We start from the raw sequence: 21,030 nt of genomic DNA, 5'->3' as shown, positions 1-21,030 counted from the left end.
ACTTAGTAGTTGAAAGTCTTGACCAGCAACAGATCGCCAATGGCGCGCAGGGGCACGACAAAGGTCTCGCGTTTTTCATCGACGGTGTTTTCGTTGAGCACCAGGTTGATCTGCGAGGTAATCACCTCGTTCTGGTTGCTCGTTTCATCGAAGTTGTAGCCGCCGTCGCCGTAGTTGCCCCAATAGTTCACGTAGACCAGGTAGGTGCCGTGCATCGGCGCGGTCATGGTGAACATTTCGGGACCGGGACCGTCGACCCCATCCGGGTCGAGGCCGCCGCCGTTGCTCAGGGCCGGCTGGCCAAAGAAGGCATGTTGGCCGTCGGGTGTAACGATATGCAGGTCGAGTTCAGCGTTTGGATCGTCCCAGCCCAGCACCACGCGGATCTGCGCCGGGGTGCGCAAGTTATTGGCTTCGTAGAATTGCACGCGCTTGAGGGACTGGCCTTCGGAGCTGCGCACTTCGACGCTGTTGGAGCCAGCGCCAAAGGCGTATGGCCGGGCGAAACGCCCCTCTTCATCGGTGTAGAGATTCAGCGGGTTGCCGTTGACCGACAGGCTGTGGGGCTGACGCGCCGTGCCCATGTTCTTGATCCGGCCTTCGATCATCGTGCGATTGCGCTGGATGCCGCGGTCTATGGGCGGCGTGGGATAGGCGACCTGGGGGTTTTCCGTGCGATCGAGCAAGCCGCTGTAGCGCCAGCCGCCGACCGGCTCCGACATTTCAGCCGAAGGCCCGGCCCACGCCAGCGGCGCACCGAGCAATACGATCAATAAAGAAAGAAAACGCACGTAAGCCTCCTGCCATGCACGACGCAACCCGACACCCTTCCCGGGGCGCTGTTTGTCATTATTCGGGTTTCGTCTGAAGGCCCCGTTACAAGGGGCCGAAGATGGCGCGAAGAGTAGCCATTTGACAGTTTTTTCACAATCGGGAAACGCGCGATTCTGTGTGGGAAATCACGTATCGAACGTGGCGTGAGCCGAATAGAGAATTTATTCGGCTCACGAAATGAGCCGAATACGGAACCCGACGTCACTTCTGACGAAATCCCGTGGCGAGGGAGCTTGCTCCCGCTGGGCTGCGCAGCAGCCCCAAACCCGCCGGGTTGATCCAGTTTGCGACCGCTGCGCGCTTGAGCGGGAGCAAGCTCCCTCGCCACAAAAGCACTGGATCACGGCCTGCGTTACCCCGCCCTGATTTGCCCGAAAACCCCATGTCTGCTAGTGTCGCGCCGGTTTAACAGTCAACCGGAATAGCCGCCATGGCCCGCAAAAAAGCTGCACTGGATTTCGAACAATCTCTGGCCGACCTGCAAACACTGGTCGAACGGCTGGAGAACGGCGAATTGTCGCTGGAAGACTCGCTGACGGCTTTCGAGCAAGGTATCGGCTTGACTCGCGACTGCCAGGCGGCATTGGCCCAGGCCGAGCAGAAGGTGCAATTGTTGCTCGAGCGCGACGGCGAGTTGACCGAAGAACCGTTCGACGCGGAACAGCCTGAATGATCGGCGCGTATCAGGCCAGCAGCCAGGCCCGGGTCAATGCTGCACTGGATACCTTGTTCAGCGCCCCGAGCCCGGAACTGGCGCGGCTGTACGAAGCCATGCGCTACAGCGTGATGAACGGCGGCAAGCGGGTACGTCCGCTGCTGGCCTATGCCGCGTGCGAAGCCCTTGGCGGCGCGGCCGAGCAGGCCAACGGCGCGGCTTGCGCGGTTGAGCTGATTCACGCCTATTCCCTGGTGCATGACGACCTGCCGGCCATGGACGATGACGACCTGCGTCGCGGCCAGCCAACGACTCACAAAAAATTCGACGAAGCCTGCGCGATCCTGGCCGGTGATGGCCTGCAGAGCCTGGCCTTCAGTGCGCTGCTGGACCCGACCCTGAGCGATTGCCCGGCGCAGGTTCGCCTGGACATGGTCAGCGCCCTGGCATTGGCGGCAGGCCCTGCCGGAATGGTCGGAGGCCAAGCCATCGACCTCGGTTCGGTGGGCTTGAAGCTCGATCAGGACGCATTGGAATACATGCACCGGCACAAGACCGGCGCGCTGATCGAAGCCAGCGTCAAGCTCGGCGCCCTGGCCAGCGGCCGGGCCACGCCCGCACAGCTGCAGGCCTTGCAGACCTACGCCCGAGCCATCGGCCTGGCGTTCCAGGTGCAGGACGACATCCTCGACGTCGAAAGCGATACCCAGACCCTGGGCAAGCGCCAAGGCGCCGACATCGCGCGGGACAAGCCAACCTACCCGGCCCTGCTCGGCCTCGATGCCGCCAAGGCCTACGCCCTGGAACTGCGCGACCAGGCCCTGGCCGCGCTGCGACCCTTTGACGCGGCGGCCGAACCGTTGCGCGATCTGGCGCGTTATATCGTCGAACGACGCAGCTGATACACGGTCAACCCATTTAAGTGCGTATCGGCCAAGTTCCGGCCGACGCGTGGGCAGCTTGCGATGCATAAGGTAAACTGCCGCCTCTTTCTATACCTATAACGATTCGCCTGATGCCCACGACGTTCCAAGAGATTCCCCGCAAGCGCCCGACCACGCCCCTGCTGGACCGCGCCAACACGCCGGACGGCCTGCGTCGCCTGGGTGAAGCCGAGCTGGAAACCCTGGCCGATGAGTTGCGCCTGGAACTGCTCTACACGGTCGGCCAGACCGGTGGGCACTTCGGCGCGGGCCTTGGCGTCATCGAGCTGACCATCGCGTTGCATTACGTCTTCGACACCCCGGACGACCGGCTGGTGTGGGACGTCGGGCACCAGGCGTACCCGCATAAAATCCTCACCGGACGTCGCGACCGCATGGGCACGCTGCGCCAGAAGGACGGCATCGCCGCCTTCCCGCGCCGTTCCGAGAGCGAATACGACACCTTCGGCGTTGGCCACTCCAGCACCTCCATCAGCGCCGCCCTGGGCATGGCAATTGCCGCCCGCCTGCAAAACAGCGAGCGCAAGGCGATTGCGGTGATCGGCGACGGCGCACTGACCGCGGGCATGGCTTTCGAGGCGCTGAACCACGCGCCGGAAGTCGACGCCAACATGCTGGTGATCCTCAACGACAACGACATGTCGATCTCGCGCAACGTCGGCGGCTTGTCCAACTACCTGGCGAAGATCCTTTCCAGCCGCACCTACGCGAGCATGCGCGAAGGCAGCAAGAAGGTCCTGTCGCGCCTGCCCGGCGCCTGGGAAATCGCCCGCCGCACCGAAGAATACGCCAAGGGCATGCTGGTGCCCGGCACGCTGTTCGAAGAGCTGGGCTGGAACTACATCGGCCCCATCGACGGCCACGACCTGCCCACGCTGATCGCCACCCTGCGCAACATGCGCGACCTCAAGGGCCCGCAGTTCCTGCACGTGGTCACCAAGAAAGGCAAAGGCTTCGCCCCGGCGGAAGTCGACCCGATCGGCTACCACGCGATCACCAAGCTCGAACCCCTGGACGCTCCGGCGGCCGCACCGAAAAAGGCTGGCGGACCGAAGTATTCCGGCGTGTTCGGCCAATGGCTGTGCGACATGGCCGCCGCCGACCCGCGCCTGGTGGGCATCACCCCGGCGATGAAGGAAGGCTCGGACCTGGTGGCCTTCAGCGAGCGCTACCCGCAGCGCTATTTCGACGTGGCGATTGCCGAGCAGCACGCCGTGACCCTCGCCGCCGGCATGGCCTGCGAAGGCGCCAAGCCTGTCGTGGCGATCTACTCGACGTTCCTGCAGCGCGGCTATGACCAGCTCGTCCACGATGTAGCCGTGCAGAACCTCGACGTGCTGTTCGCCATCGACCGCGCCGGGCTGGTGGGCGAAGATGGCCCGACCCATGCCGGGAGCTTCGACTTGTCGTACCTGCGTTGCATCCCCGGCATGCTGGTCATGACGCCGAGCGATGAAAACGAACTGCGCAAGATGCTCACCACCGGCCACCTGTTCACCGGCCCGGCGGCGGTGCGCTACCCGCGCGGCACCGGCCCGAACGCCACGATTGAAAGCGAATTGGAGCCGATCGAGATCGGCAAGGGCGTGATCCGTCGCCAGGGCAAGCAAACGGCCCTGCTGGTGTTTGGCGTACAACTGGCCGAGGCCCTGAAAGTCGCCGAGACACTCGACGCCACCGTGGTGGACATGCGTTTCGTCAAACCCCTGGACGAAGCCATGGTCCGCGAGATGGCCGCCAGCCACCAACTGCTGGTGACCGTCGAAGAGAACGCCATCATGGGCGGCGCCGGCGCAGCGGTCAGCGAATTCCTGGCGCGGGAAAACATCCTCAAGTCGGTGCTGCACCTTGGGCTGCCGGATATCTATGTCGAACACGCCAAGCCTGCGCAGATGCTGGCCGAATGCGGGCTGGACGAGACTGGGATCGAAGCGGCGGTTCGGCTGCGGTTGCAACTGCTGGGCCTGTAAGTTCAGCCCACACAAGCCCCTGTGGGAGCGAGCTTGCTCGCGATAGCGGAAGATCAGTCAATTAACCCATTGGCTGACAAACCGCTATCGCGAGCAAGCTCGCTCCCACATTGGTTTTGTGTGAATCAAGCATGATTGGAACACCCATGAAACGCCGTCTCGCCCTCACGCTCGCCCTGCTCCCCATCCCCGACCTGCAGGCCGACACCTTCGAACGCGATCAAGCACTGACGCTGCCCGATATCCTGATCAGCGCCAACCGCCAGGTCGAGGCCCGCAATGACAGCAGCGCCGCCAACACGATCTTCACCCGCGACGACATCGAACGCCTGCAACCGGCCAGCGTCACCGACCTGCTCAGCCGCGTGCCGGGTGTGCAGGTTGCGCCACTGGGCGGGCGCGGCAGCCTGCCGGGGATTTATATCCGCGGCACCAAGTCTGCCCAGAGCCTGGTGCTGGTGGATGGCCAGCGCATCGGCAACGCCACCTCCGGCGACAGTAACCTGCAACGCCTGAACATCAACCAGATCGAACGGGTGGAAGTCTTGCGCGGCTCGCGATCGGTCATCTATGGCGCCGATGCCGTGGGCGGGGTCATTCAGATTTTTACCCGACGCGGTACCGAACAAGGCCTGCAACCACGCCTGCACCTGGGTGTTGGCAGCCACCGGACGTGGGAGCGCAGCCTTGGCCTGTCCGGTGGCGACAGGCAGACCCGCTTCAACCTGGGCGCGAGCCTGGACGAAACCGCAGGAGGCAATCGAACCCACGAGTCCTACGCCAGCGACCGCGACGACGACGCGAACCGCAACCAGTCCTTCAGCCTGAGCCTGAGCCATGCGCTCAGCGATGACCTGGAAATCGGCGTGAACCTGCTGGATAACCGCGGCAAGAGCGAATACGACAACCCGTTCGGCCGTTTCGACCCCAACACCTTCGAGTCCCTGCCCCAGCAGCCTTATAGCGAATTTGCCGTGAGCAGCTTCAGCACCTACGTGGACGGGCGAATCAACGATGCCTGGCAATCCCGCTTCGAACTGGGCCACAGCGAGAACCGCGAGAACACCTACGACAAGCTCAGCGATGTGCGCGAGACCTTCAATACCTATCGTGATTCGCTGACCTGGCAGAACGATGTGACGCTCGACGAGCGCAACAGCCTGATCGTGGGTGGCGACGGGTATCAGGACCGGGTCAACAGCAGCACACCGTTCGATGAGGACAGTCGCTGGAATCGCGCAGCGTTTATCCAGCACCGCTTCCGGGCCGATACGTTTTCCACTGAACTGGGCCTGCGTCGCGACCAGAACCAGCAATTCGGCGGCCAGAACAGTTGGAGCGGCACGCTCACCCTGCCGGTCAACCCGGATAACGACGTGTTGCTGACCTACAGCGAAAGCTTCCGCGCGCCGACCTTCAACGACCTGTATTACCCGGACTACAGCAACCCCGACCTGAAACCCGAGACCGCCAGGAGCTACGAACTGCAATGGCGCAGCCAACTGAGCGACCGTGCCAGCGTCGAGGCTTCGCTGTACCGCACCGACCTGGAAGACGCGATCATTTTTGGCCGCGACTCACGTCCGCAGAACGTCGCTTCGGCGCGGATCAACGGCTTCGAGATGGCCTACCGGCAGGAACTGTTTGGCTGGCAGGGCAACCTGGGCCTGGCCATCATCGACCCGCGCGATCGCGACAGTGGCCATACCCTCGCCCGCCGCGCCCGACGGACGCTGAACCTGGACCTGGATCGGCAATTCGATCGCCTGGGCCTCGGCGCCACCTGGCAAGCGGTGAGCAGTAGCTATGACGATGAAAACAACCGCAATGCCTTGGGCGGCTATGCCCTGCTCGGGTTGCGCGGCAGTTGGGCGCTGAGCCGGGAAGTGAAGCTGGAGATGAAGGTGGATAATGTGCTGGACCAGAGTTACAGCCGGGCGCTGTACAGCCATGACGGTGAGCAGCATGGGTATCGGGAGGAAGGTCGGGCCTGGTTGTTTGGGGTGACCTGGACCCCGGCGCTCTGATCCAGAACCTGTAGCGTCTGGACTGGCCTCATCGCGAGCAAGCTCGCTCCCACAGTTGATCTTCAGTGACCACAGGTTTTGTGTTCACAACAAAACCTGTGGGAGCGAGCTTGCTCGCGATTGCAGGCGCCGCCGTCTATCTGTCCGGCGCTATCAACTCACACAACCGCGCCGTCGCCTCGATCATCTGCCCGCTGGGCCGCTCCAGCCCTTTGTCATTGACCAACAGCAACCTCCCCTGCGCCACCGGCCAGGTTTTCCAGGCGTCTAGCTGCGCCTGGTCCGTGGCCAGGATCATCTGCGGTTGGCGCTGCAACACCGACTCCACGCTCACCTGCGGCGCTGGCAGATCGAGGTCGGCAAAAACGTTGTGGGCGCCGCACACGGCCAGCGCATCACTGATGATCTGCCCGCCACCGACGGTGTACAACGGCCGGTCCCAGACCTGATAGAACACCGGCACCGGCGTGTCCCGGCGATAGCGTTGTCGCAGCGCCTCAAGACGTTCACGCAACTGCGCCGCTCGCTGCACGCCCCGTTCCGGACGGCCGAGCTGGGTGGCGATGTCTTGAATTTGTGTAATGAGCTGGTCAAGGCTGTGGGGTTCGGCGACGTAGATCGGAATGCCCAGCGCTTTAAGTTGCGCGCGCTGCCCCGGACCCACGCTGCCCGGCCAGAGCAGGAGCAAATCAGGCTTGAGGCTGAGCAGACGCTCCATGTCCAGCTGGCCGTAACGCCCAACCGAAGGCAGATCCTTCAGGACCGTCGGACGTTCACCGCCATCCAACACGCCCACCAGCAGGTCGGCGGAATCGAGCTCGACAACGATTTCCGAGAGCGAGGGCGCCAGGCTGACCACACGGGTCGCCGCCATCGTCGAGGCGCTGGTGGCCAGCAGCAGGACCGCCAGCCAAAGACGCATCAACCGAGCTGACGCGGGATGCGATACAGGTAGAACAACACGGCGGTGGATAACGCCAGGAGCATCAACGGCACCGCTTCGAGGCCAACGAACACCGCCAGGGCGCCAATCCATGCTGGCAGGCCTGCCACCAGGAAGGCTGCGCGCCGTCGCGCCGCCAGGGTGATCCAGGCTTGGGGTTCTTCAGGTGTATCGAGGGACTTTTGCGTGGCGACCAGGGCGTTTTTATAGCCGCCGAAGAACCGCAGGCTGACAAACATCGACGCCACGCCCGCAATGAACAGCGGCATCGCCAGCACTGGCAGGATAGCCTCGCCCTGGCCGAATACCGCGTTGATCACGAACAGCGGCAGCAAGGCCAGCGCCAGGTACTGCCACCAGCTGACGGCCAGGCGCCGCCGGACTTGGCCGCGCGTCACGCCCGGTCGACCTCGCCCTGGTGCTCGTTGCCCATCATGTGGTCGAGCTTGCTGGCCTTGGTTGCCAGGTAGAGTTTGTTGTGCGGGTTGTGACCGGTGTGCAGCGGCACGCGCTCGGCCACTACGATCCCCATGTCGGTCAGCGCCTTGACCTTGCGCGGGTTGTTGGTCATCAACCGCAAGGACTTGATACCCAGGTGCTCGAGCATCGGCAAGCAAATGCTGTAGTCGCGCAAGTCGGCGGCAAAGCCGAGGCGCTCGTTGGCTTCCACCGTGTCCGCACCGCCGTCTTGCAGCTCATAGGCGCGGATCTTGTTCAGCAGGCCAATGCCACGCCCTTCCTGGCGCAGATACAGCAACACGCCACGGCCTTCACGGGCGATGGCCTGCAATGCCGCTTCGAGTTGCGAGCCGCAATCGCAGCGCTGGCTGAACAGGGCATCGCCCGTCAGGCATTCAGAGTGCAGGCGACCGAGTACCGGAGCGCCGTCGGCGAAATCACCCAGGCTCAGCACAACGTGCTCCCGACCGGTGGCTTCATCGAGAAAACCATGCATGGTGAATTGCGCAAAGGGCGTTGGCAGCTTGGAAGCGGCAACAAAAACGACAGGCACCGGTGTGCTCCTGATCTAGTACTGGAGATTCGCAGAGGCGGGCATTGTAACAGCAGGTTCCTACAGACGCTTAGGCTGAATTATCGGCTATTACGATCGAAAAGTTTGATCACGGCTTCGGTGGCTTGCCATTCTCGTCAAACGGATAGGGTTGCTTCCAGCGTTCGAAAATCGGTTTCAACTCGCCGCTCTTCACCAGCACTTCCATACGGCGGTCGAACAGCGCCCGCAACGTACGGCCGTTTTCGTTATTGGCGAACCCCAGGTACAGCGGCAGATTGATCAGCGGCGAGAGTTTGAATTGCTTGGGATCGTCGGCCTTGGCGAGCACATCCTGGATTTCCATCAACGCATCGATATAAAAATCGGCACGATCATGGGCCAGCATCGGCAAGATACCCACGGCGCGGTGAATTTCATTGAAACGCCGGATGTTGGGCAGGTAGTTGTTGTATTCGTACCCCCGCATCCACACCAGTCGATAATTGCCAATCGTCGCCAGCGTCGGTGACGGCTTGGAGGCCAGCCCCAGGGCATAGATATGATCGACGTCGTAGTGCCAATGCGGGTACAGCAGCCCTTCGGTTTCATCGCGATAGGCGCCGACCTGTGCATCCACCTCCCCACGTTGCACCAACCCGATCGAGCGGGTATAGGGCACGCTGCGGATCTCCAGCTTGACGCCTTCAGGCTCGAACACGGCCCGCAAGATGTCCCAGCCCATTCCCTGGCCATCGGCCTGGGTGTAATCGGCCCACTCTTCGCTGGCCGCACGGATCTTGCCGGGCAGCGGCGCCGATTCGGCCGCCGGAACACCGAGCAGCGCCCCTAAACACAGCAACAGCAGTAGTGCGCGGCTTACGCCCATGCCTGGTTCCCTCAGGTAAAACACCACACCAACCCTTGCATTGCGAGCCAGGCAAACACCCCGGCCAGGACATCGTCGAGCATGATGCCGACACCCCCGTGTACATGCCTGTCGATCCAGCGGATGGGCCATGGCTTGAGGATATCGAAGAAGCGGAACACCAGGAAACCCGTCAGCAACCAGTACCAGCCCTCCGGCACCAGCCACAGGGTAATCCACATGCCGACCATCTCGTCCCAGACGATACCTTCATGGTCATGCACCCGCAGGTCGTCCGCCACCTTGCCACATAGCCAGAAGCCGAACAGCATGGTGATGCCGAGCATCAGCCAGTAGCCCCAGTCCGGCAACATCTGCCACAACGGTATGAAGGGTAGCGCAACCAGCGAGCCCCAGGTGCCCGGTGCTTTAGGCAAAGTACCCGAACCGAAGCCAAAAGCCATGAAATGCCAGGGATTGCGCCACACCGAAGGCGGGACAAACTCTGCCGGAACCTGATTGGGATGATCTGTCACGGTGTCTCCCGAAAATGTTGATAACCCCGTATTTGTGGGGTGATGTCGCGTCCGAGGCTGTCCGCCAGCATGACGCCCTGCCCGGCGCTGACCTTGCCGACCACATGGATCGGCCAACCTTCGGCCAAAAGCGCCGATAATCGGACCGGCGGCAGGGTAAACAACAACACGTAGTCGTCGCCACCACTCAGTGCCGCCTGTTGGGCGCCCGGCTGGCCGAGCAATGCCACCAGAGCGTTGGACAGCGGTAGTCGGTCCCGTTCAACAGTCAGTGCCACATCCGAGGCCTGCGCGATATGCCCGCAATCGGCCAGCAAGCCATCGGAAATATCCATCGCCGCACTGGCCTTGCCCCGCAATGCCAGGCCGAGGTCGATCTGCGGCTGCGGTGACCAGTAATGCGCCAGCAGCGGCCCGGCGACCTCAGGTTCGGCGCTGCGCTGGCCGAGGACCAGCGGCAACGCCCCAGCGGCATTGCCCAGCTCGCCGCCGACACACAACAGATCGCCCGGCTGCGCGCCGCTTCGGGTCAAGGCCTGCCCGGCCGGCACGCGACCGAACACGGTCATGGTCAGGCTCAACGGTCCGCGGGTGGTATCACCGCCCACCAGCGCCACGCCGCACGCCTGGGCCATCTGGCTCAAACCGTGGGCGTAGGCTTGCAGCCAATCGGCGGTCACGGTTGGCAGGGTCAGGGCGAGGGTGAAGGCAACAGGGCTGGCGCCCATGGCAGCCAGGTCGCTCACCGCCACAGCCAGCGAGCGCTGGCCGAGCAGGAACGGGTCGCAAGGATCAGGGAAATGCACACCGGCCACGAGCGTGTCGGTGGAAACCGCCAGCTGTTCCCCGGAAGGAACGGCCAGCAAGGCGCAGTCGTCGCCGATCCCCAGCGCAACGCCCTCGCCGCCCTGCGCGCATGGCGCAGCGGCGAAGTAATGGCGGATCAGCTCAAACTCACCCATGGGATTCCAAGCGCTATCAGCGCTTGAACGCCTTCACTTCAGCTTCACGCAGGCGCGGGGCGAGCTTGTCGAGCACACCGTTGACGAACTTGTGGCCGTCGGTGGAACCGAAGACTTTCGCCAGTTCGATCCCTTCGTTGATCACCACGCGATACGGTACGTCGACGCGCTTGAGCAGCTCCCAGGTGGACAGGCGCAGGACCGCCAGTTCAACCGGATCCAGTTCTTCAATGGCCAAGTCCAGGCAAGGCGTCAGCGCCGTGTCGATTTCGGTCTTGAACTGCGGAACCCCGTGGAGGATTTCGCGGAAATACGCGCCGTCGACATCACTGAAATCGTTATCGACGCGAAACTGCGCTTCGATCTCGTTCAGCGATTGCTTGGCCATGTGCCATTGGTACAGGGCCTGGGTCGCGAGCTGACGGGCTTCGCGGCGCTTGACGCTCTTCGAAGGCTTGCCGGCATCCGCGGGCTTTGGATCGCGCGGGTTGAAACGATCGCTTTCGTCGCTAATCACTTGGCCTCCAACTGCGCCAGCAGGCTGACCATTTCCAGGGCGGACAGGGCAGCTTCGGCACCTTTGTTACCGGCCTTGGTGCCGGAACGTTCGATGGCTTGTTCGATGGAATCAACGGTCAGCACGCCGAACGCGACCGGTACGCCGAACTCCATGGACACCTGGGCCAGGCCCTTGGTGCATTCGCCAGCGACGTATTCGAAGTGCGGAGTACCGCCACGAATGACCGCGCCGAGGGCGATGATCGCCGCGTATTCGCCCTTTTGAGCGACTTTCTGCGCAACCAGCGGAATTTCGAAGGCGCCAGGCGCACGGATAATGGTGATGTCGCTTTCGCTCACGCCATGGCGAACCAGGGCATCGACCGCGCCGTCGACCAGGCTCTCAACCACGAAGCTGTTGAAACGGCCAACTACCAGCGCGTAGCGGCCCTTGGGGGCGATGAAGGTACCTTCGATGGTCTTCAGGGTCATTCGTCAGATCTCTTAAAGAGCCGGAGCACGTTCGATACGCGCTCCTCAGTGATATTAGCCACGAATACAGGGTCGTGGATCCCGCCATCTCGTTCACTTGCATATTTTCTGTGGCGAGGGAGCTTGCTCCCGCTGGGCTGCGTAGCGGCCCCGATTGTGGGCGCTGCGCAGCGGCCCTGTTATGGGTGCTTCGCACCCAAGCGGGAGCAAGCTCCCTCGCCACAATGAATCTGACAAGCCTTAACGATAATGCCGGAATCCGCAGGCCATTATTCGGAGGGCACGTATTCTACAACTTCCAGATCGAAACCGGATATCGCATTAAATTTCATAGGTGCGCTCATCAGGCGCATCTTGCGTACGCCCAGGTCGCGAAGGATCTGCGAACCGGCACCGACGATGCTGTAGGTGGTCGGTTTTTTCACCGGTTGTTGTTCGGTGGTTTCGCGGATATGCGCCAGCAGCACATCGCCATCGAGCGGATGTCCGAGCAGCAGCACCACGCCGCTGCCCGCCTCGGCCACGGCGGCCATGGCGGCGCGCAGGCTCCAGCGGCCGGGTTGCTTGACCATCAGCAAGTCGCGCAGCGGGTCCATGTTGTGCACGCGGACCAGCGTCGGTTCTTCAGCACAGACAGTGCCCAGGGTCAGCGCCATGTGCACGTCGCCTTCCACCGAATCGCGGTAGGTCACCAGGTTGAACTGGCCCAGTTCGCTGTCCAACGGCTGCTCGGCAATCCGCTGAACGGTACGTTCGTGGATCATCCGATAGTGAATCAGGTCGGCGATGGTGCCGATCTTGATGTTGTGCTCGACGGCAAAGGCTTCCAGTTCCGCGCGACGGGACATGGTGCCGTCGTCGTTCATCACTTCGCAGATGACGCCGGCGGGCTCGAAACCGGCCATGCGCGCCAGGTCGCACGCTGCTTCGGTGTGGCCGGCACGGGCCAGGGTGCCGCCGGCCTGGGCCATCAGCGGAAAGATATGGCCCGGGCTGACGATGTCTTCGGCCTTGGCGTCGGCGGCCGCAGCGGCTTGCACGGTGCGCGCGCGGTCAGCGGCGGAGATACCGGTGGTCACGCCCTCGGCGGCCTCGATGGACACGGTGAACTTGGTGCCGAAGCCCGAGCCATTGCGCGGCGCCATCAGCGGCAGCTTCAGCAGCTCGCAGCGCTCGCGGGTCATCGGCATGCAGATCAGGCCACGGGCGTGCTTGGCCATGAAGTTGATGTGTTCGGCCTTGCAGCATTCGGCGGCCATGATCAAGTCGCCTTCGTTCTCGCGGTCTTCGTCATCCATGAGGATGACCATCTTGCCTTGGCGGATGTCTTCAACCAGTTCTTCGATGCTATTGAGCGCCACGCGGCACCCCCTTGGGTCAGGATTTGAGGTAGCCGTTGGCGGCCAGAAAACTTTCAGTGATGTTACCCGGCTTTTGTGGGGAGCCAGGCTCTGCGGCCTTATCGCCCAACAACAGGCGCTCCAGGTAACGGGCCAGCAGGTCGACTTCCAGGTTGACCCGGCGACCTGGCCGATACGAAGCCATGATGGTTTCGCTCAACGTATGGGGAATGATCGTCAGCATGAACTCGGCGCCATCCACCGCGTTGACCGTCAGGCTGGTGCCGTCGACAGTGATCGAGCCTTTATGGGCGATGTACTTGGCCAGTTCTTTCGGAGCGCGGATACGAAATTCCACGGCACGGGCGTTATCGGTACGCGAGACGACTTCACCGACGCCATCCACATGGCCGCTGACCAGGTGACCGCCCAGGCGGGTGGTTGGTGTAAGGGCTTTTTCCAGGTTGACCGGGCTGCCACTCTTGAGGTCATTCATGGCGGTGCAGTCGAGGGTTTCGCGGCTGACGTCGGCGAGAAAGCCATTGCCCGGCAGCTCGACGGCCGTCAGGCAGACACCGTTCACGGCGATGCTGTCGCCCAACTTGACGTCGCTCAGGTCGAGCTTGCCGGTTTCGACATGGACCCGCACATCCCCGCCCTTGGGGGTGAGTGCGCGGATGCTGCCGATGGATTCGATGATGCCGGTAAACATGGAGTCCTCCTCGAGAACGGGCCGCCGCTTGAGCGAAAGCCGGGAATTATACGCTCGCCAGCGGAACGGGGATGGCAATGACTCGCCAGTCATCGCCCACGGCGCGAATGTCGATGATTTTCAGCTGGGGCGCGTCTTTCATCTGCGCCAGCGGCCAGTCGAGCAGCGGCCGCGCTGTGGAACCGAGGAACTTGCCGGCGACGAAAATCTGGAATTCGTCCACCAGGCCTTGCCGGGCAAATGCTCCCGCCAGTCGCGGGCCGGCCTCCACCAGCACTTCATTCACGCCTCGGGCCGCCAATTCAACCAACAGCCGTCGCAAATCGACCTGACCGTCGTCACCCGCCACGATCATGCATTCGGGACCGTTGGCGTACTGTTCTTCCACCGCCATGCAGGTAGCGACCAGCGCCGGGCCGGCCTTGAAAAACGGCGCATTCAGCGGCACCCGCAGGCGTCCATCCACGAGCACGCGCAACGGCGGGCGGCTCATGGCCAACGCGGTCTGCTCGGCGTCCAGCCCCAGCTCGTCGGCGCGCACGGTCAGCCGGGCGTTGTCCGCCAGCACCGTGTCGGCACCGGTCAGCACGACACTGGCCTGGGCCCGCAGGCGTTGGACCGCCGAGCGTGCGGCAGGGCCGGTGATCCACTGGCTCTCGCCGCTTTCCATGGCCGTGCGACCGTCGAGGCTCATGGCGAGCTTGACCCGCACGAACGGCAGGCCGTGCTCCATGCGCTTGAGAAAACCTTCGTTGAGCTTGCGCGCTTCGCCTTCGAGCACGCCGCTTTCGGTGGCGATACCGGCCTGGGCCAACCGCTGCAGGCCGCGGCCGGCGACTTCGGGGTTGGGGTCCTGCATCGCCGCCACCACCCGCGCCACGCCGGCATTGACCAACGCATCGGCACATGGCGGCGTACGGCCATGATGACTGCACGGCTCGAGGGTCACGTAGGCCGTGGCGCCCCGGGCGTTGTCACCGGCGGCCCGAAGGGCATGGACTTCGGCGTGGGGTTCGCCAGCGCGGATGTGCCAGCCTTCGCCGACCACCTGCCCGTCCCGCACGATTACGCAACCTACGCGAGGATTGGGGTGGGTGGTGTAGTGACCACGTCGCGCCAACTCCAGGGCGCGAGCCATGTAGTGAGCGTCGAGGACGGCTTGTTGCGCCGGGCTGGTCATTCTTTCACCGGCTCGCGGGCCAGGCGGTCGATTTCTTCGCGGAATTCGTTGAGGTCCTGGAAACGTCGATAGACCGAGGCGAAGCGGATGTAGGCCACTTCATCGAGCTTCTGCAACTCGGCCATCACCAGCTCGCCGACAACGAGGGACTTGACCTCGCGCTCGCCGGTCGCGCGCAGCTTGTGCTTGATGTGCACCAGCGCCGCTTCCAGGCGCTCGACGCTCACCGGGCGTTTTTCCAGGGCGCGCTGCATGCCGGCGCGCAGTTTTTCTTCGTCGAACGGCTGGCGGCTGCCGTCGGTCTTGATCAGGCGCGGCAACACCAGTTCAGCCGTCTCGAACGTCGTGAAACGCTCGCCGCAGGCCAGGCATTCGCGGCGGCGGCGGACTTGTTCGCCTTCGGCGACCAGTCGCGAGTCGATGACTTTGGTGTCGTTGGCACCGCAGAAGGGACAGTGCATGGTGGCAGGCAACAAAAAAAGGGAGGGCCATGGTAGCGCATCCCACTGGCAAGACAAGCCATAGGGTTTACGGTATACAGACGGGCTTATCGCCAGATCCATGGAATTCACCTTGCTGGAGCCACCCATGCCGCTACGATCCATTGTTTTGCTCAGCCTTTTCAGCCTGCTGATGGCGTGCAGCAGCGACGCCCCCAAACCCGCCGCGCCGGCTCCAACGCCCGCGCCAAAACAGGCCCAGGAGAAGGCCCGCCAGGCAGCGGAGCTGGGACCGCTGCCGGCGTATCAGCGCGAATTGAGCGGCACCTTGCAAGGCGTGCCGGCCGGGGCTGAAGTGGAACTGGCGCTGCTGGTGATCGATGACAAGGATCGCCCGCAGCAACTGCTCGCCAGTTCCAGCCTGATCGGCACCAATCAGGCCCTGCCGTTCCACCTGCGCTTCAACCCCGAGGCGTTCCCCGTTGGCGCCCGCGTGGAATTGCGCGGCCGGGCCAGCCAGTCGGGCCAGTTGATCCTGCACCTGCCGGAGCAACGCATCAGCCAACCGACCACCCAGGCGCTGGGCGTCCTGCAATTCGTCAAAGCGCCATGAGGGCACCGCAGGACCTGCAACAAGCGCTGGGCGAGTTGCTTGGCGATGCGCGCCTGGTGGCCTGTCCGCTACCGGGCACAGACTTGAAGTTGTGGCTGATTGACGGCGACAACATGGACCGCGCCTTCAGCCCGGAGGAAACCCGGCGCATCCTCCACGAACCGCCCTACTGGAGTTTTTGCTGGGCCAGCGGCCTGGCGATGGCACGCTACCTGGCCGAACAACCACAGTGGGTCGAAGGCAAGCGAGTGCTGGATTTCGGCGCTGGCTCCGGGGTGGCGGGCATCGCGGCGATCAAGGCCGGCGCGCTGGAAGTGGTGGCCTGCGACCTGGATCCGTTGGCGATTGGCGCGTGCCAGGCGAATGCCGAACTCAACGGCGTCGAGCTGGGTTATTCGAGGGATTTTTTCGCCGAGGCTGATCGCTTTGATCTGATCCTGGTCGCCGACGTGCTCTACGACCGGGCCAACCTGCCGTTGCTCGATGAATTCCTCAGCCGGGGTCGCGAGGCGTTGGTGGCCGACTCCCGGGTGCGGGATTTCCAGCATCCGCTGTACCGGCGCATCGGAATGCTGGAGGCCATGACCTTGCCAGACCTGGCCGAGCCGGAGGAGTTTCGGCATGTGAGTCTGTACCACGCTCGGCGCTGACTCATAGAAGCATCGCGAGCAAGCTCGCTCCCACAGGGCCCGCATGAACACTTGAAATTCCTGTGGGAGCGAGCTTGCTCGCGATAAGGCCCTGCCAATCAATACACCTCTCACTGCCACCCCGCTTTCAGCCACCCCCCACCAAGCCGTATAGTTGCCCCATTCAAGCGTTCTACGAGATTTCCCATGACCCAGGACACGCCTTACATCTTTGACGCCACCACGGCCGATTTCGACCAGTCGGTGATCGCCAACTCTTTCCACAAACCGGTGCTGGTGGATTTCTGGGCCGAGTGGTGCGCGCCGTGCAAGGCGTTGATGCCCATGTTGCAAGGCATCGCCGAGAGCTATCGGGGCGAACTGCTGCTGGCCAAGGTCAACTGCGACATCGAGCAGGACATCGTTGCCCGCTTCGGCATTCGCAGCCTGCCGACCGTGGTGCTGTTCAAGGACGGCCAGCCGGTCGACGGCTTTGCCGGGGCCCAGCCGGAATCGGCGGTGCGGGCGCTGCTCGAGCCCCATGTGCAGATGCCGCCGCCGGCTGCGGCCGATCCGTTCGAACAGGCCCAGGCGCTGTTCGACGACGGTCGTTTCGCCGATGCCGAGGCCGTGCTCACCGTGTTGCTGGGTGAAGACAACACCAACGCCAAGGCCCTGATCCTGTATGCCCGCTGCCTGACCGAGCGCGGCGAGCTGGACGAAGCGCAGACGGTGCTCGACGCGGTGAAAAGCGACGAGCACAAGGCCGCCCTCGCCGGCGCCAGGGCGCAGATCCAGTTCCTCGGCCTGGCCAAGCACTTGCCGGACGCCGCCGACCTCAAGGCCCGCCTGGCGAAGGACCCGCAGGACGATGAAGCGGTGTACCAACTGGCGATCCAGCAACTGGCGCGCCAACAGTACGAAGCGGCCCTCGATGCGCTGCTCAAGCTGTTCGTCCGTAACCGCAGCTACAGCGAAGGCCTGCCCCACAAGACCTTGCTGCAAGTGTTCGAACTGCTGGGCAACGACCATCCGCTGGTGACGACCTACCGTCGCAAGCTGTTCGCCGCACTTTACTGACGCCCACCGAGCTGCGTAGGAGCTGCCGAGCGAAGCGAGGCTGCGATCTTTACCCCAGACACTTGAATCTCAAGAGAAAGATCAAAAGATCAAAAGATCGCAGCCTCGCTTCGCTCGGCAGCTCCTACACGGCCTACACAGCTCCTACACGGTTTCGTGCCAGCTGTAGAGCGGTGTGTCGCCGCCGCTGATGACTTTTACATCCGGGCTGTGGCGCAAGCGCACCAACAAGCGCTTGCCCGCCGAAGCGCTGCCGGTCAGGCCTTCGAGTTGTTCCAGCAGGTCCGGGCCGCTCAGTTGGCCGGCCTTGCGCAGCAGTTCCTTTGCGATCTGCCATTGGGCATCATCTTGATTCGCCGGTTTGGCCGCAGGCGCCACTGCACTCTCGGACTTGGCCACTTGCAACTGCGCGCCGAGCTGCGCCCAGTCGCCCTCATCCATTTCGATCGTCAAGTCCACCGGCCACTCGCCGACGGTTCCGCGTATCCGCAACATCACCGTGCTCCCGAAGATTTCATGTTCGCATGCTCCCATGGGCCTTGCGCGACGCCAAGCAGACGGTCAAACTCTGCGCACTTTCGTTATAAGATTACATAACCTTTTCGGAGACTCGTCATGCGTCGTCTGCTTCTCGCTTTGCCGTTCGCCCTGCTGCCATTGGCCGTCGCTCACGCCGCGGTGGAGCATGACCATGACCACGAACACGGCAGCCTCGGCGCCCATGAACACGGCGTCGCTCGACTGAACGCCGCCCTGGACGGCCAGACCCTGGAATTGGAACTGGAAAGCCCGGCGATGAACCTGGTGGGTTTCGAACACGCCGCCACCAGCGATGCCGACAAGGCCAAGGTCGCCGCCGTGCGCGCGCAATTGGAAAAACCACTGGCGCTGTTCACCCTGCCAGCCGCCGCCAAATGCACCGTGGCCCAGCAGGAACTGGAAAGCCCGTTGTTCGGTGATGAACCGGATCATGAAGACCATGACGAAGACGCCGATGGCGACGAACACCATGGCGAACACAGCGAGATCCACGCCCACTATCAATTCACCTGCGCCACCCCTGGCGCCTTGAAGAACCTGGACTTGGCGACGCTGTTCAAAACCTTCCCGGCCACCCAGAAAATTCAGGTACAACTGATCAGCCCGAGCGGCCAGCAAGGCGTGGAAGTGACGGCCAAGGCGCCAGCGTTGAAATTCTGACTCACCGAAAACCTCATGTGGGAGCGGGCTTGCTCGCGAATGCGCCGGCACATTTAACAGTGATGTCGCCTGGCACCGCTTTCGCGAGCAAGCCCGCTCCCACAGGGGGGGCTCCCACTACTCTGAAAAACCGGCGATATGACCCAAGCACTCATCGAACTGTCCAACCTGGGCTTCAGTTGGCCCGGGCACCCGCCCTTGCTGGATATCCCGGCGTTTCGCCTGGAAGCCGGCGAAACCGTGTTCCTCAAGGGCCCGAGCGGCAGCGGCAAGACCACCTTGCTGGGGCTGCTGGGCGGCGTGCAGACACCGGATCGCGGCAGCATCCGCCTGCTCGGCCAGGAACTCAGCGAACTGGGCGCCGGCCGCCGCGACCGCTTCCGTGTGGACCACACCGGCTACATCTTCCAGCAGTTCAACCTGCTGCCGTTTCTCTCGGTGCGCGAAAACGTCGAATTGCCCTGCCACTTTTCCAAACTGCGCGCGCAACGGGCTATCCAGCGTCACGGCAGCATCGACCAGGCCGCCGCCACCTTGCTGGCCCACCTGGGGCTGACCGATCCAAGCCTGTTGGAGCGGCGCGCCGATTCATTGTCCATCGGCCAGCAACAACGGGTCGCCGCCGCCCGCGCCTTGATCGGCCAACCGGAACTGGTGATCGCCGACGAACCGACTTCGGCCCTGGACTACGACGCTAGGGAAAATTTCCTGCGCTTGTTGTTTGCGGAATGCCGCGAAGCCGGGTCGAGCCTGTTGTTTGTCAGCCATGACCAGAGCCTGGCGCCGCTGTTCGACCGTAACCTCTCGCTGGCCGATCTCAATCGCGCCGCCACGCCACTCGAGGTCTGAGATGTATTTGTTCCGTCTAGCCATGGCCAGCCTGGCGAACCGCCGCTTCACCGCGATCCTCACTGCGTTTGCCATTGCCCTGTCGGTGTGCCTGCTGCTGGCGGTGGAACGCGTGCGCACCGAGGCGCGGGCCAGTTTCGCCAGCACCATCAGCGGCACCGACCTGATCGTCGGCGCCCGTTCCGGCTCGGTGAACCTGCTGTTGTATTCGGTGTTTCGCATCGGCAACGCCACCAATAACATCCGCTGGGACAGCTTCGAGCAGTTCGCCAAGAACCCGAGAGTGAAATGGGCGATTCCCATGTCCCTCGGCGATTCCCATCGCGGTTATCGGGTGATGGGCACCACCGAAGCCTACTTCGAGCATTACCAGTACGGCCGCCAGCAACATCTGGCGTTGGCCAATGGCCGGGCGTTCGCCACCGATCCATTCGAAGTCGTGCTGGGCGCCGAAGTAGCCGAGGCGCTGCATTACAAACTGGGGGACAAACTGGTGCTGGCCCACGGCGTCGCGGCGATCAGCCTGGTCAAGCATGACGACAAGCCCTTCACCGTGGTCGGGATTCTCAAGCGCACCGGTACGCCAGTGGACCGCACACTGCACATCAGCCTCGGCGGCATGGAGGCCATCCACATCGATTGGAAAAACGGCGTGCCGGCCCAGGGCAATGGCCGCATCAGCGCCGACCAGGCCCGCAACATGGATCTCACGCCGCAAGCGATTACCGCGTTCATGCTTGGCCTCAATAGCAAGATTTCTACCTTCGCCCTGCAGCGCGAGATCAACGAGTTCCGTGGAGAACCGCTGCTGGCCATTCTCCCTGGCGTGGCATTGCAGGAATTGTGGAGCCTGATGGGCACGGCGGAAAAAGCCCTGTTCGTGATTTCGCTATTCGTCGTCCTGACCGGATTGATTGGCATGCTCACGGCGATCCTCACCAGCCTCAACGAGCGCCGCCGGGAAATGGCGATCCTGCGCTCGGTGGGCGCACGGCCGTGGCACATCGCGAGCCTGCTGGTGCTCGAAGCCTTCGCCTTGGCGCTGGCCGGCGTCACTGCGGGGCTGGCGTTGCTGTACATCGGCATCGCCGCCGCCCAGGGTTACGTGCAGTCTGCCTATGGCTTGTACTTGCCGCTGGGCTGGCCAAGTGAATATGAATGGACGCTGCTGGCTGGCATCCTGGTCGCCGCCCTGTTGATGGGCAGCGTGCCGGCCTGGCGCGCCTATCGCCAATCGTTGGCCGATGGCCTGTCGATCCGTTTATGA

24 protein-coding genes are annotated in these 21,030 nt (G+C 63.2%); 10 read left to right on the top strand and 14 right to left on the bottom strand.

Annotated elements, in window-relative coordinates; translation table 11 throughout:
- Positions 1 to 2: 2 nt before the first annotated feature.
- A complete protein-coding gene (locus Q7C33_RS20300) occupies positions 3 to 791 on the bottom strand; it encodes a YfaP family protein (RefSeq protein WP_407684033.1) in 789 nt (262 codons plus the stop codon).
- Between the two features lie 473 nt (positions 792 to 1,264).
- Here Q7C33_RS20300 and Q7C33_RS20295 point away from each other — a divergent pair, with 473 nt between their 5' ends.
- The 4 genes from Q7C33_RS20295 (at position 1,265) to Q7C33_RS20280 (ending at position 6,430) form a co-directional block, all read left to right on the top strand.
- Entirely contained in the window at positions 1,265 to 1,507 is a 243-nt protein-coding gene (locus tag Q7C33_RS20295; RefSeq protein WP_003185917.1) for an exodeoxyribonuclease VII small subunit, read from the top strand.
- Entirely contained in the window at positions 1,504 to 2,391 is an 888-nt protein-coding gene (gene ispA, locus Q7C33_RS20290) for a (2E,6E)-farnesyl diphosphate synthase (RefSeq protein WP_198796674.1), read from the top strand. Before Q7C33_RS20295 ends, ispA begins: the two co-directional genes overlap by 4 nt.
- A 113-nt stretch (positions 2,392 to 2,504) precedes the next feature.
- Positions 2,505 to 4,403, top strand: a complete 1,899-nt coding sequence (gene dxs, locus Q7C33_RS20285; protein ID WP_217860442.1) for a 1-deoxy-D-xylulose-5-phosphate synthase — start codon at positions 2,505 to 2,507, stop codon at positions 4,401 to 4,403.
- 146 nt (positions 4,404 to 4,549) lie between these two features.
- Positions 4,550 to 6,430, top strand: a complete 1,881-nt coding sequence (locus tag Q7C33_RS20280) for a TonB-dependent receptor domain-containing protein (RefSeq protein WP_030140451.1) — start codon at positions 4,550 to 4,552, stop codon at positions 6,428 to 6,430.
- Positions 6,431 to 6,566: 136 nt separating this feature from the next.
- Here Q7C33_RS20280 and Q7C33_RS20275 read toward each other — a convergent pair whose 3' ends face one another.
- The 12 genes from Q7C33_RS20275 to nrdR form a co-directional block, all read right to left on the bottom strand.
- Positions 6,567 to 7,352, bottom strand: a complete 786-nt coding sequence (locus tag Q7C33_RS20275; RefSeq protein ID WP_407684032.1) for a cobalamin-binding protein — start codon at positions 7,350 to 7,352, stop codon at positions 6,567 to 6,569.
- Positions 7,352 to 7,771 (bottom strand): MFS transporter, encoded by a 420-nt coding sequence (locus Q7C33_RS20270; RefSeq protein WP_198796672.1) that lies wholly within the window; start codon positions 7,769 to 7,771, stop codon positions 7,352 to 7,354. The genes Q7C33_RS20275 and Q7C33_RS20270 overlap by 1 nt, the downstream gene beginning before the upstream one ends.
- On the bottom strand, positions 7,768 to 8,385 hold the full coding sequence (ribA, locus tag Q7C33_RS20265; protein WP_030140454.1) for a GTP cyclohydrolase II: 618 nt from the start codon (positions 8,383 to 8,385) through the stop codon (positions 7,768 to 7,770). The genes Q7C33_RS20270 and ribA overlap by 4 nt, the downstream gene beginning before the upstream one ends.
- A 109-nt stretch (positions 8,386 to 8,494) precedes the next feature.
- Positions 8,495 to 9,253 carry a substrate-binding periplasmic protein gene (locus Q7C33_RS20260; RefSeq protein ID WP_334598400.1) on the bottom strand — a complete coding sequence of 253 codons (759 nt, stop codon included), beginning with the start codon at positions 9,251 to 9,253 and terminating at the stop codon, positions 8,495 to 8,497.
- An 11-nt stretch (positions 9,254 to 9,264) separates the two neighbouring features.
- Complete coding sequence (locus Q7C33_RS20255; RefSeq protein WP_030140455.1) at positions 9,265 to 9,768, bottom strand: phosphatidylglycerophosphatase A family protein; 504 nt, start codon at positions 9,766 to 9,768, stop codon at positions 9,265 to 9,267.
- Entirely contained in the window at positions 9,765 to 10,730 is a 966-nt protein-coding gene (thiL, locus tag Q7C33_RS20250; protein WP_323176283.1) for a thiamine-phosphate kinase, read from the bottom strand. The genes Q7C33_RS20255 and thiL overlap by 4 nt, the downstream gene beginning before the upstream one ends.
- Positions 10,731 to 10,746: 16 nt before the next feature.
- Complete coding sequence (gene nusB, locus Q7C33_RS20245; protein WP_198796669.1) at positions 10,747 to 11,247, bottom strand: transcription antitermination factor NusB; 501 nt, start codon at positions 11,245 to 11,247, stop codon at positions 10,747 to 10,749.
- The gene (gene ribH, locus Q7C33_RS20240; protein ID WP_030140459.1) at positions 11,244 to 11,720 is read right to left on the bottom strand and encodes a 6,7-dimethyl-8-ribityllumazine synthase; all 477 of its coding nucleotides are present in this window, start codon (positions 11,718 to 11,720) and stop codon (positions 11,244 to 11,246) included. The genes nusB and ribH overlap by 4 nt, the downstream gene beginning before the upstream one ends.
- A 269-nt stretch (positions 11,721 to 11,989) precedes the next feature.
- On the bottom strand, positions 11,990 to 13,081 hold the full coding sequence (gene ribBA, locus Q7C33_RS20235) for a bifunctional 3,4-dihydroxy-2-butanone-4-phosphate synthase/GTP cyclohydrolase II (RefSeq protein WP_030140460.1): 1,092 nt from the start codon (positions 13,079 to 13,081) through the stop codon (positions 11,990 to 11,992).
- A gap of 16 nt (positions 13,082 to 13,097) precedes the next feature.
- Complete coding sequence (locus tag Q7C33_RS20230) at positions 13,098 to 13,772, bottom strand: riboflavin synthase (RefSeq protein WP_039594268.1); 675 nt, start codon at positions 13,770 to 13,772, stop codon at positions 13,098 to 13,100.
- 46 nt (positions 13,773 to 13,818) lie between these two features.
- Positions 13,819 to 14,952, bottom strand: coding sequence for a bifunctional diaminohydroxyphosphoribosylaminopyrimidine deaminase/5-amino-6-(5-phosphoribosylamino)uracil reductase RibD (ribD, locus tag Q7C33_RS20225; RefSeq protein ID WP_407684031.1), 1,134 nt, complete (start codon positions 14,950 to 14,952; stop codon positions 13,819 to 13,821).
- Positions 14,949 to 15,413, bottom strand: a complete 465-nt coding sequence (nrdR, locus tag Q7C33_RS20220) for a transcriptional regulator NrdR (protein WP_013694316.1) — start codon at positions 15,411 to 15,413, stop codon at positions 14,949 to 14,951. The genes ribD and nrdR overlap by 4 nt, the downstream gene beginning before the upstream one ends.
- Positions 15,414 to 15,540: 127 nt before the next feature.
- On the opposite strand from nrdR, the gene Q7C33_RS20215 reads away from it, so the two are divergent.
- From Q7C33_RS20215 to trxA, 3 genes are all read left to right on the top strand, one after another.
- Positions 15,541 to 16,005, top strand: a complete 465-nt coding sequence (locus Q7C33_RS20215) for a YbaY family lipoprotein (RefSeq protein WP_030140463.1) — start codon at positions 15,541 to 15,543, stop codon at positions 16,003 to 16,005.
- Complete coding sequence (locus Q7C33_RS20210) at positions 16,002 to 16,655, top strand: class I SAM-dependent methyltransferase (RefSeq protein ID WP_407684030.1); 654 nt, start codon at positions 16,002 to 16,004, stop codon at positions 16,653 to 16,655. The genes Q7C33_RS20215 and Q7C33_RS20210 overlap by 4 nt, the downstream gene beginning before the upstream one ends.
- A 186-nt stretch (positions 16,656 to 16,841) precedes the next feature.
- On the top strand, positions 16,842 to 17,714 hold the full coding sequence (trxA, locus tag Q7C33_RS20205) for a thioredoxin (RefSeq protein ID WP_407684029.1): 873 nt from the start codon (positions 16,842 to 16,844) through the stop codon (positions 17,712 to 17,714).
- 144 nt (positions 17,715 to 17,858) lie between these two features.
- On the opposite strand, the gene Q7C33_RS20200 is transcribed toward trxA, so the two are convergent.
- On the bottom strand, positions 17,859 to 18,209 hold the full coding sequence (locus Q7C33_RS20200; RefSeq protein ID WP_407684028.1) for a hypothetical protein: 351 nt from the start codon (positions 18,207 to 18,209) through the stop codon (positions 17,859 to 17,861).
- 120 nt (positions 18,210 to 18,329) lie between these two features.
- Here Q7C33_RS20200 and Q7C33_RS20195 point away from each other — a divergent pair, with 120 nt between their 5' ends.
- The 3 genes from Q7C33_RS20195 (at position 18,330) to Q7C33_RS20185 (ending at position 21,030) form a co-directional block, all read left to right on the top strand.
- Complete coding sequence (locus Q7C33_RS20195) at positions 18,330 to 18,914, top strand: DUF2796 domain-containing protein (RefSeq protein ID WP_030140467.1); 585 nt, start codon at positions 18,330 to 18,332, stop codon at positions 18,912 to 18,914.
- Between the two features lie 138 nt (positions 18,915 to 19,052).
- Positions 19,053 to 19,763 carry an ABC transporter ATP-binding protein gene (locus tag Q7C33_RS20190; RefSeq protein ID WP_198796666.1) on the top strand — a complete coding sequence of 237 codons (711 nt, stop codon included), beginning with the start codon at positions 19,053 to 19,055 and terminating at the stop codon, positions 19,761 to 19,763.
- Position 19,764: 1 nt separating this feature from the next.
- The gene (locus tag Q7C33_RS20185; protein ID WP_407684027.1) at positions 19,765 to 21,030 is read left to right on the top strand and encodes an ABC transporter permease; all 1,266 of its coding nucleotides are present in this window, start codon (positions 19,765 to 19,767) and stop codon (positions 21,028 to 21,030) included.

The sequence above is a fragment of the Pseudomonas sp. BP11-1-1 genome (genome assembly GCF_052112105.1).
GTDB classification, from domain to species: domain Bacteria; phylum Pseudomonadota; class Gammaproteobacteria; order Pseudomonadales; family Pseudomonadaceae; genus Aquipseudomonas; species Aquipseudomonas alvandae.
The sequence above is the reverse complement of the archived record's forward strand: the minus strand, read 5'-3'. Positions and strand labels throughout refer to the sequence as shown.

Excerpts from the sequence above, each read along its gene's own strand:
- Q7C33_RS20295 (WP_003185917.1), top strand. The coding sequence starts at position 1,265 with ATGGCCCGCAAAAAAGCTGCACTGGATTTCGAACAATCTCTGGCCGAC.
- ispA (WP_198796674.1), top strand. The coding sequence starts at position 1,504 with ATGATCGGCGCGTATCAGGCCAGCAGCCAGGCCCGGGTCAATGCTGCA.
- dxs (WP_217860442.1), top strand. The coding sequence starts at position 2,505 with ATGCCCACGACGTTCCAAGAGATTCCCCGCAAGCGCCCGACCACGCCC.
- Q7C33_RS20280 (WP_030140451.1), top strand. The coding sequence starts at position 4,550 with ATGAAACGCCGTCTCGCCCTCACGCTCGCCCTGCTCCCCATCCCCGAC.
- Q7C33_RS20275 (WP_407684032.1), bottom strand. The coding sequence starts at position 7,352 with ATGCGTCTTTGGCTGGCGGTCCTGCTGCTGGCCACCAGCGCCTCGACG.
- Q7C33_RS20260 (WP_334598400.1), bottom strand. The coding sequence starts at position 9,253 with ATGGGCGTAAGCCGCGCACTACTGCTGTTGCTGTGTTTAGGGGCGCTG.
- thiL (WP_323176283.1), bottom strand. The coding sequence starts at position 10,730 with ATGGGTGAGTTTGAGCTGATCCGCCATTACTTCGCCGCTGCGCCATGC.
- ribH (WP_030140459.1), bottom strand. The coding sequence starts at position 11,720 with ATGACCCTGAAGACCATCGAAGGTACCTTCATCGCCCCCAAGGGCCGC.
- Q7C33_RS20230 (WP_039594268.1), bottom strand. The coding sequence starts at position 13,772 with ATGTTTACCGGCATCATCGAATCCATCGGCAGCATCCGCGCACTCACC.
- ribD (WP_407684031.1), bottom strand. The coding sequence starts at position 14,952 with ATGACCAGCCCGGCGCAACAAGCCGTCCTCGACGCTCACTACATGGCT.
- nrdR (WP_013694316.1), bottom strand. The coding sequence starts at position 15,413 with ATGCACTGTCCCTTCTGCGGTGCCAACGACACCAAAGTCATCGACTCG.
- Q7C33_RS20215 (WP_030140463.1), top strand. The coding sequence starts at position 15,541 with ATGCCGCTACGATCCATTGTTTTGCTCAGCCTTTTCAGCCTGCTGATG.
- Q7C33_RS20210 (WP_407684030.1), top strand. The coding sequence starts at position 16,002 with ATGAGGGCACCGCAGGACCTGCAACAAGCGCTGGGCGAGTTGCTTGGC.
- trxA (WP_407684029.1), top strand. The coding sequence starts at position 16,842 with ATGACCCAGGACACGCCTTACATCTTTGACGCCACCACGGCCGATTTC.
- Q7C33_RS20200 (WP_407684028.1), bottom strand. The coding sequence starts at position 18,209 with ATGTTGCGGATACGCGGAACCGTCGGCGAGTGGCCGGTGGACTTGACG.
- Q7C33_RS20195 (WP_030140467.1), top strand. The coding sequence starts at position 18,330 with ATGCGTCGTCTGCTTCTCGCTTTGCCGTTCGCCCTGCTGCCATTGGCC.
- Q7C33_RS20190 (WP_198796666.1), top strand. The coding sequence starts at position 19,053 with ATGACCCAAGCACTCATCGAACTGTCCAACCTGGGCTTCAGTTGGCCC.
- Q7C33_RS20185 (WP_407684027.1), top strand. The coding sequence starts at position 19,765 with ATGTATTTGTTCCGTCTAGCCATGGCCAGCCTGGCGAACCGCCGCTTC.